Origin of the sequence: Mycobacterium sp. (assembly GCF_019247615.1) — a bacterium.
Classification (GTDB): Bacteria; Actinomycetota; Actinomycetes; order Mycobacteriales; family Mycobacteriaceae; genus Mycobacterium.
In genome coordinates, this window is the sequence record NZ_JAFBAT010000063.1 from 1 (window position 1) to 12,187 (window position 12,187).

At 66.3% G+C, this 12,187-nt stretch carries 13 protein-coding genes and 3 pseudogenes; 9 read left to right on the top strand and 7 right to left on the bottom strand.

Annotated elements, in window-relative coordinates; translation table 11 throughout:
• Nucleotides 1-287: 287 nt before the first annotated feature.
• The 5 genes and pseudogenes from JO059_RS03990 to JO059_RS04010 all read right to left on the bottom strand — a co-directional run bounded on the left by JO059_RS03990 (nt 288) and on the right by JO059_RS04010 (nt 4,508).
• A complete protein-coding gene (locus JO059_RS03990) occupies nt 288-1,745 on the bottom strand; it encodes an ornithine decarboxylase (RefSeq protein ID WP_293314827.1) in 1,458 nt (485 codons plus the stop codon).
• 183 nt (nt 1,746-1,928) lie between these two features.
• Nucleotides 1,929-2,312, bottom strand: a pseudogene (locus tag JO059_RS03995) (helicase-related protein); the annotation flags it as partial.
• 51 nt (nt 2,313-2,363) lie between these two features.
• A complete protein-coding gene (locus tag JO059_RS04000) occupies nt 2,364-2,549 on the bottom strand; it encodes a hypothetical protein (protein ID WP_293314829.1) in 186 nt (61 codons plus the stop codon).
• Nucleotides 2,550-2,613: 64 nt separating this feature from the next.
• A pseudogene (locus JO059_RS04005) lies at nt 2,614-2,928 on the bottom strand (DEAD/DEAH box helicase); the annotation flags it as partial.
• A gap of 71 nt (nt 2,929-2,999) precedes the next feature.
• Entirely contained in the window at nt 3,000-4,508 is a 1,509-nt protein-coding gene (locus JO059_RS04010) for an amidase (protein ID WP_293314818.1), read from the bottom strand.
• Between the two features lie 61 nt (nt 4,509-4,569).
• Here JO059_RS04010 and recO point away from each other — a divergent pair, with 61 nt between their 5' ends.
• The 3 genes from recO to JO059_RS04025 are packed head-to-tail and all read left to right on the top strand — an operon-like array spanning nt 4,570 to nt 6,672.
• Entirely contained in the window at nt 4,570-5,367 is a 798-nt protein-coding gene (gene recO / locus JO059_RS04015; RefSeq protein WP_293314819.1) for a DNA repair protein RecO, read from the top strand.
• Nucleotides 5,360-6,244, top strand: a complete 885-nt coding sequence (locus JO059_RS04020) for a decaprenyl diphosphate synthase (RefSeq protein WP_293314820.1) — start codon at nt 5,360-5,362, stop codon at nt 6,242-6,244. Before recO ends, JO059_RS04020 begins: the two co-directional genes overlap by 8 nt.
• Nucleotides 6,244-6,672 carry a hypothetical protein gene (locus JO059_RS04025; RefSeq protein WP_293314821.1) on the top strand — a complete coding sequence of 143 codons (429 nt, stop codon included), beginning with the start codon at nt 6,244-6,246 and terminating at the stop codon, nt 6,670-6,672. Before JO059_RS04020 ends, JO059_RS04025 begins: the two co-directional genes overlap by 1 nt.
• Nucleotides 6,673-6,711: 39 nt before the next feature.
• On the opposite strand, the gene JO059_RS04030 is transcribed toward JO059_RS04025, so the two are convergent.
• Together JO059_RS04030 and JO059_RS04035 are read right to left on the bottom strand one after the other, a co-directional pair.
• Nucleotides 6,712-7,104 (bottom strand): Fur family transcriptional regulator, encoded by a 393-nt coding sequence (locus tag JO059_RS04030; protein WP_293314822.1) that lies wholly within the window; start codon nt 7,102-7,104, stop codon nt 6,712-6,714.
• Complete coding sequence (locus tag JO059_RS04035) at nt 7,101-7,523, bottom strand: metalloregulator ArsR/SmtB family transcription factor (RefSeq protein ID WP_293314823.1); 423 nt, start codon at nt 7,521-7,523, stop codon at nt 7,101-7,103. The genes JO059_RS04030 and JO059_RS04035 overlap by 4 nt, the downstream gene beginning before the upstream one ends.
• 190 nt (nt 7,524-7,713) lie before the next feature.
• Between JO059_RS04035 and JO059_RS04040 the strand changes: the two genes are divergently transcribed.
• From JO059_RS04040 to JO059_RS04065, 6 genes and pseudogenes are all read left to right on the top strand, one after another.
• On the top strand, nt 7,714-9,105 hold the full coding sequence (locus JO059_RS04040) for a glycine--tRNA ligase (protein ID WP_293314828.1): 1,392 nt from the start codon (nt 7,714-7,716) through the stop codon (nt 9,103-9,105).
• A 209-nt stretch (nt 9,106-9,314) separates the two neighbouring features.
• Nucleotides 9,315-10,541, top strand: coding sequence for a PPE family protein (locus JO059_RS04045; protein WP_293314824.1), 1,227 nt, complete (start codon nt 9,315-9,317; stop codon nt 10,539-10,541).
• An 86-nt stretch (nt 10,542-10,627) separates the two neighbouring features.
• Entirely contained in the window at nt 10,628-10,924 is a 297-nt protein-coding gene (locus JO059_RS04050) for a WXG100 family type VII secretion target (protein ID WP_293314825.1), read from the top strand.
• 27 nt (nt 10,925-10,951) lie between these two features.
• Complete coding sequence (locus JO059_RS04055) at nt 10,952-11,236, top strand: WXG100 family type VII secretion target (protein WP_085099041.1); 285 nt, start codon at nt 10,952-10,954, stop codon at nt 11,234-11,236.
• A 367-nt stretch (nt 11,237-11,603) separates the two neighbouring features.
• Nucleotides 11,604-11,930 (top strand): hypothetical protein, encoded by a 327-nt coding sequence (locus JO059_RS04060; protein WP_293314826.1) that lies wholly within the window; start codon nt 11,604-11,606, stop codon nt 11,928-11,930.
• Nucleotides 11,931-12,055: 125 nt separating this feature from the next.
• Nucleotides 12,056-12,187: pseudogene (locus JO059_RS04065) on the top strand (WXG100 family type VII secretion target); the annotation flags it as partial.

The window sequence follows — 12,187 nt, forward strand, 5'->3', positions numbered from 1 at the left end:
TCGTCGATCTCAACGTGCGCTCGACCGTAGATCTGGCCAAGCTCGTGCTGCGCGACATGGCGAACCGAGACGAGGGGGCTTTCACGCATTGATGCGCGGTGATCAGAAGGTATTGGCCGGTTCCTTATCGTCCCGAATGATGGGTGGGGCGAGCCGCATCCTGCCGGACACTCTCAAGGCCGTTGGCAACCGCGTGCTGTCGCGACCGCTCAAGGACTGAAGGCCACTACCTCGACGACATCGAGGAGTCGTGGGTGACCGATGGGTGGTCTCGTCGATTTTACGGGTCAGGCGAGCACCCGAACGGTCTCCAGCGACGGATCCGCCGCGTCGGGCAGGTTCATGCCGGCAGCCAAACCGGACCGCAGGTAATCCAGCACCGTGTCGTTGAGGCGCTCGCCCGGCACGATTGCGGGAATGCCGGGCGGATACGGCGTGATCTGTTCGGCGGCGATGCGGCCGGCGGCCCGGTCCGAGGACACCGCCTCCACGCGTCCGAAGAACGCGTCGCGCGGCAGGCAGACTGTTTCCAGCTCCAGGCCCTCCGGCGACGGCAGCTCGATCCGCGGCGGCGGCTCGAAGCCATCGGCCGCTTTGCGCCATTCCCGTAGCGCATCGCAGAGCCGGCCGGCGGTGTCCTTGTCGTCGGCGAAGGACAGAGTCGCCAGGATGCGGCGGTGATCGCTCATCCCGATATCGGTGTGAGCGTGCGCCCGCAGCCAGTCGGCGGCCTGGTAACCCGAGGTGCCCGTGGCCGAAACGTCCATCATCACCTGCAGCCGGTCCAGGTCGTGGGACGCCTGCACGCCGAGCAGTTCGTCCTCGAGCACCTTCACGTCAGGGATGCGCTCGATATCCTCACGCAGTTGAGACGCCAGATCCAGCGCGGCACCAAGTAACTCGTGACCGTGCTGCACCATCTGCCGCCGCCAGCCGTCGATGGCGGCATACACCAGGACGCTGGGGCTGGTGGTCATCAGCAGGTCCGCGCACGCCGACAGGCGGTCTTGATCGATCAGGTCACCCTGCACGTGAAAGACCGAGCCCTGCTCGAAACCCGCGCCCATCTTGTGCACGCTGACCACGCAGATGTCCGCGCCGGCATCCATCGCCCAGGTCGGCAGATCCTCGTGAAATGGCAGATGCGCGCCCCATGCCTCGTCGATGATCAATGGCTTGCCGCGCGCGTGGCACACTTCGGCGATTCCCGCGATGTCGGCACACGTGCCGTACGGGCTGGGGCTCACGACTAGCGCGCCGGCGGCATCGGGGTACTTTTCCCAGGCGTCTTCCACTTGTCTCGGTGAGGGCGGGTGCGAAAAATGATGTTGCGCGTCCCATCGGGGCGTGATCCAACGAGGCTGCACGCCGGAGAAAATCAGACCCGCGACGATAGATTTGTGGCTGTCGCGGCCGACCAGCAGCCCGCCGTCGCCGCCGGCCACCGCCATCATCGCCGCCTTCACCGATAACGAGCTGCCGCAGGTGGAGAACCAGGCGACGTCGGCGCCCACGGCTTCAGCCATGAGGTCTTCCGCGTGCTTCAGGTACTCGTTGCTCGTCTTGCGGTCATCCAGCCCGCCGCTGGCCAGGACATCGTCGGCGAACGGTTCGCGGCCCAGCACCGCCAAGACGCGGTGGTCGGTGCCTCGACCCTGCCGATGTCCCGGCGGCGTGAAGCCATACCGGTTCTTGTTGCGGTAATCGACCAGCGCATCTAACAGGGGTGCATGAGATTGGTCCATCTCTTCGGGGTACCCGTCTTCGCAGCGGCTAACTCGCTCACGCCACTCCCGGTGCCGCACCGCGGTGTCGACGGGCGGCGCCGGCTCTTCGACGCCGATGTCGTGCAGCGCGGCTTTCTCGATGCACCGGTCACAATTGCCGCGCGGGGCCACCAGGTACTCGCCGAAGTAGGCGAGTAGGAAAACCCGTCGGCAGGAACGTGTTTCGGCGTATCCACGCATCATCTCAACCCGGCTGAGATCGACGCGTTCGCGCAGCTCCACCGTCTGCACGGCCGCGGCCACGGCCCGCAGCAGCTGTTCATCCGGGCGGCCCGCGGTGAAAAACCTTGCCAGACTGAGGTCTTCGGGCCGGTAGAACAGCAATGCCTGCGCGTCCCTGCCGTCGCGGCCGGCGCGGCCGATCTGTTGGTAGTAGCTTTCCAGCGAATCCGGGGCCGAAGCGTGCGCGACGAAACGCACGTTGGGTTTGTCGATGTCCATCCCGAACGCCGATGTCGCCACCGCGATCTCGTACTCGTCGTCGCGAAAGCCCGCGTGCACCGCCTCGCGGTCGCCCGCCGACATACCCGCGTGGTAGGACGCCGTGGCAAGTCCCTTGGCGCGCAACGCTTCGGCCTACGATTCGGCGTCCTTGCGCGTCGCCACGTACAGCAGTCCGGGTACCGGCAACCCGGGCAACGTATCGAGCACCGCGCGGCGCTTGTCGTCGGCGTCCAGGTGGCGCTCGACGCTGAGGCGCAGGTTCGGCCGATCGAAGCCGCCGACGACAATTGCGGGCGCGCGCAACCCGAGTCGGCCCACGGAAGTCGTGTCCCCACGCCGAGACGCAGTGTGCTTCGTCCACGACGATCAGCGACACGTCGGCGCTGCGCAGCCTGTCGACCGCATCGTCGTCGGCCAGCCGTTCAGGGGCAACGAAGACGAAGTCCGCCTCACCCGGCTCGACGGCCTCCCAGCTGTTCCGGCGATCGGCGGTCCGCAGCCCCGAGTGAACGGCGACGGCGGTGCCCGCCTCGCGGCCATCGATGGCGGTGATCTGGTCCTCTTGCAGCGCGATGAGCGGCGAAACGACCAGGGTCATCCCCTCGGTCAGTAGGGACGGGACCTGGTAGCTCGCCGATTTGCCCGACCCGGTCGGCATCACGGCCAGCACGTCGCGGCCGTGCAGAACCGCCTGCATCGCCTCGCGTTGATCATCGGTCAGCTGCCGCGTGTCGGACCCGGCAAACGAAGCACCGGTTTCGACCGCGGTCAGCGTCCCGCCGGCGGCGCGCCGGCCGGGGGCGTCTCAGCGACGGCGGTCCACCAGATCCGCGGCTGCTTGGTCGACCAGCCGCAGACGGCCTCCAGCTCCGCTGCCAGTGAGATCAGCATTCCCTCGCTGTTGGCCGGCCCCATCAGCTGAACACCGATGGGCAATCCCTGCGAGGTGAATCCCGCCGGCACGTTGATCGACGGCCAGCCCAGCACGTTCCACGGCCATGTCAACGGGCAGGCGGCGATCATGGCGCGGTCGGTGGCGAGCCCACTCAACCGATCGAACGCATGCACCAACGGCGGCGGTTGGGCTGTGGTCGGTGCGAGCACGACGTCGACGATGTCGAAGATTGAGCCCACGCGGCGCGCGGCGTCGGCTTCACGTTTGCGCGCGTTGCGCAGAATCGCCTGTCCCAACACCTGGCCCATCCGCAGGTTGGACAACGTGCGGGGGTCCAGGATGACACCGTCTCCCAGCCGTTCCTCCCAGTCGCGCAGGCCGGCGGTGGAGCGGGCGAGAAAGTCCCATGACAACCGCAGGCCATAGTCCGGATTTCCGGGCACGACGGTGTGGCCCAGCAGCTCGAGTTGCTTGCCGACGGCGCGTGTCGCGGCGAGGATCTCGGGGTGCAACTTGGCCCGAAAACCGGTGTAGGGAAACCGGGTTGACAGTGCGATGTTCAGCGGACCCGGTGCGATCCCGACGTATTCCGATGCGGTTATCGGCGGTGGCTTGTGCCGATCGCCCTCGACGTTGCCGGACGCGGCGTCGAGCACCAACGCCGCGTCGGCCACCGTGCGGGCCAGCACCCCGTTGACCGTTATGCCGTTGAATGCCTCCGGCAACGGCCACGTGGAGATGCGTCCCCGCTGCGGCTTGATGCCCACCAGGTGCGTCCACGCGGCGGGGATGCGGACGCTGCCGGCGCCATCGGAGCCGATGGCGGCGGTGACCAGGCCCGCGGCCACCGCGGCCGCGCTGCCGCCCGACGACCCCCCGGGGGTATGCCGGCGGGACCAGGGATTGCGGGTGTGTCCGAACGCGGGCCCGCTGGTGAACGGCCACTGACCCAGTTCGCAGGTGTTCGTCTTGCCCACGATCACGGCCCCTGCGGCTTTCAACCGGCGAACTACCTCAGCATCCTGCGCGGCGGGCGCGACGTACCCCTCGGTGCCGTACGCCGTCGGCACGCCGGCGACGTCGACATCGTCTTTAACCGCGATCGGAACGCCCAGCAGCGGTGCGGTGTCGCCGGCGGCGCGGCGCCGATCGGCCTCGGCCGCATCGGCCAGCGCCGACTCCGTGAGTACCACCCGGAAGGCATTCAGCGTCGACTGGCTTTGGTGGATGGCGTGCAGGGAGCGGCCCACCAATGTGACGGAGTTAACCGCGCGGCTGGCCAGCTGATAAAGCAGGTCAGTCAGCGTGGGCAGGCGCTGGCTGCCGGAACCCGACCCCGGGCCGGACAGGGACCCCGAAACGGACCCAGAAGCGCCAATCACGGGGTACGAGACTAACGGCGCGGATACCCGCAATGTCGCGGTGGGGTGCAAAACTATTGTGATGCGGCTATATCGAGACCGGGCTGTTGTGCTGCGCCAGCACAAGCTCGGCGAAGCCGACCGGATAGTCACCCTGCTGACCCGCGATCACGGGCTGGTTCGGGCGGTGGCCAAGGGGGTTCGTCGCACCCGCAGCAAATTCGGCGCCCGGCTGGAGCCGTTCGCGCACATCGACGCGCAGCTGCACCCCGGGCGCAATCTCGACATCGTCACCCAGGTCGTCTCCATCGACGCGTTCGCCACCGACATCGTCAGCGACTACGGCCGGTACACCTGCGGGTGCGCGATGCTGGAAACCGCCGAACGCCTCGCCGGTGAGGAGCGGGCACCGGCCCCGGCGCTGCACCGGCTCACGGTGAGCGCGCTGCGTGCGGTGGCCGACGGACGACGGTCCCGCGACTTGTTACTGGACGCCTACCTGCTACGCGCCATGGGCATCGCCGGGTGGGCGCCCGCGCTCAACGAGTGCGCCCGCTGCGCGACACCCGGTCCGCACCGGGCGTTTCACATCGCTGCCGGGGGCAGCGTTTGCACACATTGCCGCCCGGCCGGTGCCACCACACCGCCGCCGGGTGTGCTGGATCTGATGTCCGCACTGCACGATGGGGATTGGGAAGCCGCCGAGCAGGCACAGCAATCGCACCGCAGCTATGTCAGCGGGCTGGTGGCGGCGCACCTGCAATGGCATCTGGAACGGCAGCTCAAAACGTTGCCCTTGGTGGAGCGGACGTATCAGGCCGACCGCACCATCGCCGAACGGCGCGCAGCGCTGATCGGGCAGGATACGGCCTGTGGCTGAGCGCAAGCCGAAGTCGACCGACTTCCCGCAACTGCCCCCCGCACCCGACGATTACCCGGTCTTCCCAGACAAGTCGACCTGGCCGGTCGTCTTCCCGGAGCTGCCGCCGTCCGCCGACGGCGGCCCGCGCCGGCCGCCGCAGCACATTTCGAAGGCGGCCGCGCCGCGGATCCCGGCGGACCGACTGCCCCATCACGTCGCGATCGTGATGGACGGCAACGGTCGCTGGGCCACCCAACGCGGGCTGAGCCGCACCGACGGCCATCGGGCGGGCGAGGCGGTGGTGATCGATGTCGTCTGCGGCGCAATCGAACTCGGCATCAAGTGGCTCAGCCTCTACGCCTTTTCCACGGAGAATTGGAAACGGTCGCCCGAGGAAGTCCGGTTCCTGATGGGGTTCAACCGCGACGTGGTGCGCATGCGCCGCATCAACCTCAACACGATCGGGGTCCGGATCCGCTGGGTGGGTTCGCGGCCGCGCCTGTGGCGCAGCGTCATCAACGAGTTGGCGATCGCCGAGGCCATGACGCGGGGCAACGACGTCATCACGGTCAACTATTGCGTCAACTACGGCGGACGTGCCGAAATCGTCGAAGCCACAAGGGATATCGCCCGATTGGCGCAGGCCGGCAGGCTCAACCCGGAACGGATCACCGAGGCGACGATCGCCCGTCACCTGCAGCGGCCCGACATTCCCGACGTGGACCTTTTCCTGCGGACCTCGGGGGAGCAGCGGTCCAGCAATTTCATGCTGTGGCAGGCGGCGTACGCGGAGTACATATTCCAGGACACGCTGTGGCCCGACTACGACCGTCGCCACCTGTGGGCGGCCTGCGAGGAATACGCGGCCCGAAACCGGCGGTTCGGGAGCGCCTGATGCCATCCCTGCAGGAGCGTCTGGCGTCGATACTGCGCGATGTCCTAGCGGTCGACGAGGAGGCCGATGGCGCGCTGACGGTGCGCCACGACGGCACGCTGGCATCGTTGCGGGTGGTGACCATCGCGGATGACCTCGACCTGGTCTCGTTGACCCAAATTCTGGCGTGGGATCTGCCGCTGACGAAGAAAATCGGCGACCAGATCGCCAAGCAGGCTCACGACACCAATTTCGGCAGCGTCACGCTGCTCGAGAAGGTCAATCCCAAGGCCGCGCAGCGCAATTCAGGTAAGAGCGCGGCCAAAACCGGGGACGTGCTGTTGCGCTACAACTTTCCCGGTGGCGGCCTGACCGATGACGCCCTGCGCACCCTGATTCTGCTGGTGCTGGACACGGGCGCCGCGATCCGCCGTTCGCTGACTTCCTAAGAAACCGCGTGTCTGCGACGACGTTTTCGCGCGGTGATCTCAGGAGCGGCAGTGTGAGCACGTTCCGAAGATCTCGATGGTATGGCTGACGTCGGAGAAGCCGTGTTTGGCGGCGACTTGTGTCGCCCACGCCTCGACCTCGTGGTCGCCGACCTCGATGGTGGAACCGCAGCAGCGGCAGACCAGATGGTGGTGATGATGCTCCGAACACCTGCGGTAGACCGACTCGCCGGTGTCGGTGCGCAGCGTGTCGACCATTCCCGCCGCCGCCATCGACTGCAGCGTCCGGTATACGGTCGTCAGCCCGATGTTCTCCCCGCGGCGCCGCAGCTCGTCGTGCAGCTCCTGGGCCGAGCGGAAGTCATCGAGGGTCTCCAGCAGCGTGGAAATCGCGGCCCGCTGCCGCGTCGAGCGGACACTCGCGCCGGTCATGAAGAAGTCTCCTCGCCGGCGTGGGCGACGGCGTCGACGACGATGTGTGCGAGGTGGTGATCGGCAAGCCGATAAAGCACTTCGCGGCCGGACCGCTCCCCGGCGACCACGCCGCTGGCCTTGAGTATCTTCAGATGCTGGCTGACCAGCGGCTGCGGCACGCGGAGCGCGTCAACAAGTTCGTGCACGCAGCGGTGAGACTCGCGCAATTGCAGCACAATCGCGATCCGCACGGGTGCGGCAAGCGCGCGCAACAGCTCGCCCGCTGCGTCGAGGATTTCGCGCGGCGGCGGGGCGGGATAGTCCGGACAAAGGGGGTGTCCCTCGGACCCGTCGCCGCCATGGAGGTGTTCTCCGGCCCCGGGGTCGGATCGCGGGTCGCCGCCCGCGGTGGTCGGCGTGGAGGAGGACATCACCATGGGATCGTCATCACCTCGAAGTGCCGGGCTCGGGAATAAGTCGTCGCAACCGCGGTCGACCGCTTCCCACTGTCACATGCGTGATGACGCATGTCAAAGACGATGGGTGTGCGGTGCGCTGCTCGATACCATGACTGGTGTTTTGCGAGCATCGGTTCACGCTCGCGCCTCTGTCCTGATCCGAGAGGAAGTGCACCCACCCGTGGCGTCCGTCATCGATACCGTCGTCAACCTGGCCAAACGGCGCGGCTTGGTCTATCCCTCCGGGGAGATCTACGGCGGTACGAAGTCGGCGTGGGATTTCGGACCGCTGGGGGTGGAGCTCAAGGAGAACATCAAGCGGCAGTGGTGGCGCTCCGTGGTCACCGGCCGCGACGACGTCGTTGGTCTGGACTCCTCGATCATCTTGCCGCGGCAGGTGTGGGTGGCATCCGGGCATGTCGAGGTCTTCCACGACCCTCTGGTGGAGTCCCTGATCACCCACAAGCGGTATCGCGCCGACCATCTCATCGAGGCCTACGAAGCCAAACATGGGCACCCGCCACCCAATGGTTTGGCAGACATCCGCGATCCGGAAACCGGCGAACCCGGCCAGTGGACCGAGCCCCGCGAGTTCAACATGATGCTCAAGACCTACCTCGGTCCCATCGAGACCGAGGAAGGTCTGCACTATCTGCGACCGGAGACCGCGCAGGGAATCTTCGTCAACTTTGCCAATGTGGTCACGACGGCACGCCAGAAGCCGCCCTTCGGCATCGCTCAGGTGGGCAAGAGCTTCCGCAACGAGATAACTCCCGGCAATTTCATCTTTCGCACCCGCGAGTTCGAGCAGATGGAAATGGAGTTCTTCGTCGAGCCGTCGACCGCAAAAGAATGGCACCAGTACTGGATCGACACCCGGCTGCAGTGGTACGTCGACCTGGGCCTGCAGCGCGAGAACCTGCGGTTGTACGAGCACCCGAAGGAGAAGCTCTCGCACTACTCCGACCGGACCGTGGACATCGAGTACAAATTCGGCTTCGCCGGGAACCCGTGGGGCGAGCTGGAAGGCGTCGCCAACCGTACGGACTTCGACTTGTCTACCCACGCCAAGCACTCCGGTGCAGACCTGTCCTTCTACGACCAGAGCAGCGACACCCGGTACGTGCCCTACGTCATCGAACCGGCCGCCGGTCTGACGCGATCATTCATGGCCTTCTTGATCGACGCCTACAGCGAGGATGAGGCCCCCAATGCGAAGGGCGGGATGGACAAGCGCACGGTATTGCGGCTTGATCCGCGGCTGGCGCCGGTCAAGGCTGCGGTACTGCCCCTGTCGCGACACGCCGACCTGAGCCCCAAGGCGCGCGACTTGGCTGCCGAACTGCGGAAATGCTGGAACATCGAGTTCGATGACGCCGGCGCCATCGGCCGGCGCTACCGGCGCCAGGACGAGATCGGCACACCATTTTGTGTGACGCTGGACTTCGACTCGCTCGAGGACAACGCCGTCACCGTGCGCGAGCGCGACGCCATGACGCAAGACAGGGTCGCGATAGACGCCGTCGCCGACTACCTGGCGGTGCGGCTGAAGGGCTGCTAGCAACCGCTTTTCGGGCCATGAAGCATAGGCGACCGGGCCCCACCGCCCGGGCGGATCGGTGGAAGCCGTTTGGTAAAACCCGCTATTTCTGGGGCAGAATTGCCGTACGATCCAGAAGTGGTGGTAGGCGTGCGCCTAGGCGCCATGGGTCGGTGTCGGGCAGTGTCGGTGACGGAGCCGTTGGTGCGGCCGAACGTGTTGAGGGTGCAATGATTCCTGCTTTTACCTTATTTCCTCCGGAGATCAACTCGGCGCTGATGTTCGGCGGTGCGGGTTCGGGGCCGCTGTTTAGCGCCGCGCAGGCATGGGACGGGTTGGCGTCGGACTTGGCCGGGGCGGCGTCGTCGTTCGACTCGGTGGTTACGGGCCTGACCAGTGGCCCATGGGCGGGTCCGGCGTCAGTGTCGATGGCGGCAGCAGCAGCACCGTATGTGGGGTGGCTGAGTGCGGCGGCCGGGCAAGCCGAGGCCGCGGCAGCACAGGCTCGGGCAGCGGCGTCGGCGTTTGAGGCCGCGCTCACGATGACGATACCGACAGCGGCGGTGTCGGCGAACCGTGCTCGGTTGTTGGCGTTGATTGCGACGAACATCCTGGGCCAGAACACCCCGGCGATTGCGATGACCGAGTTCGAGTACATCGAGATGTGGGCCACAGACGTGGCCGCGATGGTGGGTTACCACGCGGGGGCCACGGGGGTCGCCGCGGCCTTGCCGTCGTTCAGCTTGCCGCCGGTCGGCCTCGCGGGCTTGTCAGGGGTACTGGCGTCGACACCGCTGAGCGGTGTGACCTCGGGGCTTAGCTCGCTGACGGGTTCGGTGGCACCGGCGTTGACGTCGGCGTTGTCGCCTGTGGTGGCGCCGATACAAGGTGTGGCTTCTGGGGCGTTGTCGCAGGTGACGGCGTTGTATGGGACATACGGCGGCATGTTGTCGTCGGCGTCGCAGATCGTCATGTACCCGGCGAGCATGGCGATGTCGCCGATCATGATGGCGGCCCAGGCGGGAATGAGCGCCCATCCAGAGCTGGCCGCCGCCACCGCCCCGGACATGGCGGCCGCGGCCGGACCGAAGTTCGTCGGAGACGCCATGCCGAAGGGGCTGGGTGGCGGCGCCGGCCTCGGTGGCGTGGGCGGCGCAGCGCCGGGTTTGGGCCAGGCGCGTTTGGTCGGGGCAATGTCAGTCCCGTCGACGTGGCAGGGGTCCAGCCCGGCCCGGATGGTCAGCGCCGCGATGTCGGGCGTGGGCGGCGAGCTGGGCGCCGGAATGCCTGCGGCGATGGCCGGCGCGGGCAGCGGCACCGGGATGATGCCGATGCCGATGCCGATGGGCGGCGGTGCAGGTGGCGGGATGCCCGGCGGCATGCTGGGCCGTGGCGGGGCCAGCCCGAATCATGTTGTTCAGAATCGGCCGAGCGTGGTGCCGCGAACAGGGGTCTGACAGGACGGAGGTGATGGGCGTTCGTTGCGGCCCCTGAATAGAACCTTGTGTTGTCAGGAAAGTTGTCAGGAAAGGGAGTGGTCCGAATGGCTACTCGGTTTATGACCGATCCCCATGCGATGCGATCGATGGCAGGCCGGTTTGAGGTTCACGCGCAAACGGTTGCCGACGAGGCGCGACGGATGTGGGCCTCCTCCCAGAGCATTTCCGGCGCCGGTTGGAGCGGGGGTGCCCAAGCGGCGTCCTACAACACCATGGGCCAGATCAACCAGGCATTTCACAACATCGTGAACATGCTCCAAGGGGTGCGCGACGGGCTGATCCGCGACGCCAACAACTACGAGCAGCAAGAGCAGGCCTCGCAACAACTGCTGAGCAGTTAGCGACTTGAAGGCGTTAGGAGATAAGCGATGACCATCAACTACCAGTTCGGTGATGTTGACGCGCACGGAGCCACCATCCGGGCTCAGGCGGCGTCGTTGGAGGCTGAGCACCAGGCCATCGTTCGTGATGTGCTGGCGGCTGGGGATTTCTGGGGCGGCGCCGGCTCGGTGGCCTGCCAGGAATTCATCACTCAGTTGGGCCGCAATTTTCAGGTGATCTATGAACAGGCCAACGCTCATGGCCAAAAAGTGCAGACGGCCGGCAGCAACATGGCCAGCACCGATTCCGCCGTAGGCAGTAGCTGGGCCTGACCAGCCAGGAAGGGCGCGGGTAACACCTCGGGGGGAAAATGCGGTGTTACCCGCGCCTTCCGCATGTCATCGGCACGTTCAGGGCCGGTGCGGCCACGTTTTTAACTGCGGTACAAGCCTTTTCGCGTGCCGAGGTGAGGCGACCGGGTGCTTGGCAGTCGGCCGGGCCGTGAGCAGGTCATGCTTCGGGCACAGGCGTGGACCATGACGCGGGCCCAGGTTCCGTAGAGAACGTTGCTGTTGAACAAAGCGAAATCGGCGAATCCCGCATATTGTTTCCGTAATTGACTTACGATTCTGATGCTTGGTGGTGACTGGTTCGCCGCCAAGTGCAAGTATATGGAGATCGGCTGTGGAAGGGGGCAGCGTGCTCTTACCTCTTGGTTCGCCGCTTCCGGACGATGCGGTGTCGGCGAAAAGGGGCGAGTCGGGCATGCTCGGCGGCTTATCGGTTCCGCTCAAGTGGGGCGTGGCCGTTCCGCCGGACGATTATGACCACTGGGCGCCGGAGCCGGAAGAGGGCGCGGAGGCCGGCGAAGTGGCCGCCGAAGCGCTCAACACAGAGGCGGCCGCTGATGGAATGGATGAGTGGGATGAGTGGGCCGAGTGGAGCGAGTGGCAAGCCGAAGCAGAACCCCGCTTCGAAATGCCGCGCACCAGCAGCGTAGTACCGCATTCGCCGGCAGCCGGCTAAGAGGAGGGGGCGACTGTCGGGTGTTCACACGTGATCGGCGGCCTCAGCTTCCGAGTGGCCGACCTATTACGACGTCAATCTGTATGACAAATCCAGGAAACTAAACCCAGAAGGAGACAGCCAACATGGCAACACGTTTTATGACTGACCCGCACGAGATGCGGGCGATGGCGGGTCGTTTTGAGGTGCACGCGCAGACGGTTGAGGACGAGGCCCGCAAGATGTGGGCGTCGTCGATGAACATCGCGGGCGCGGGC

What these genes read in the sequence shown, in the direction of transcription:
- JO059_RS03990 (WP_293314827.1), bottom strand. Translation starts at nt 1,745, where the DNA reads ATGGACCAATCTCATGCACCCCTGTTAGATGCGCTGGTCGATTACCGC.
- JO059_RS04030 (WP_293314822.1), bottom strand. Translation starts at nt 7,104, where the DNA reads ATGACCGGCGCGAGTGTCCGCTCGACGCGGCAGCGGGCCGCGATTTCC.
- JO059_RS04035 (WP_293314823.1), bottom strand. Translation starts at nt 7,523, where the DNA reads ATGGTGATGTCCTCCTCCACGCCGACCACCGCGGGCGGCGACCCGCGA.
- JO059_RS04055 (WP_085099041.1), top strand. Translation starts at nt 10,952, where the DNA reads ATGACCATCAACTACCAGTTCGGTGATGTTGACGCGCACGGAGCCACC.
- JO059_RS04025 (WP_293314821.1), top strand. Translation starts at nt 6,244, where the DNA reads ATGCCATCCCTGCAGGAGCGTCTGGCGTCGATACTGCGCGATGTCCTA.
- JO059_RS04050 (WP_293314825.1), top strand. Translation starts at nt 10,628, where the DNA reads ATGGCTACTCGGTTTATGACCGATCCCCATGCGATGCGATCGATGGCA.
- recO (WP_293314819.1), top strand. Translation starts at nt 4,570, where the DNA reads ATGCGGCTATATCGAGACCGGGCTGTTGTGCTGCGCCAGCACAAGCTC.
- JO059_RS04045 (WP_293314824.1), top strand. Translation starts at nt 9,315, where the DNA reads ATGATTCCTGCTTTTACCTTATTTCCTCCGGAGATCAACTCGGCGCTG.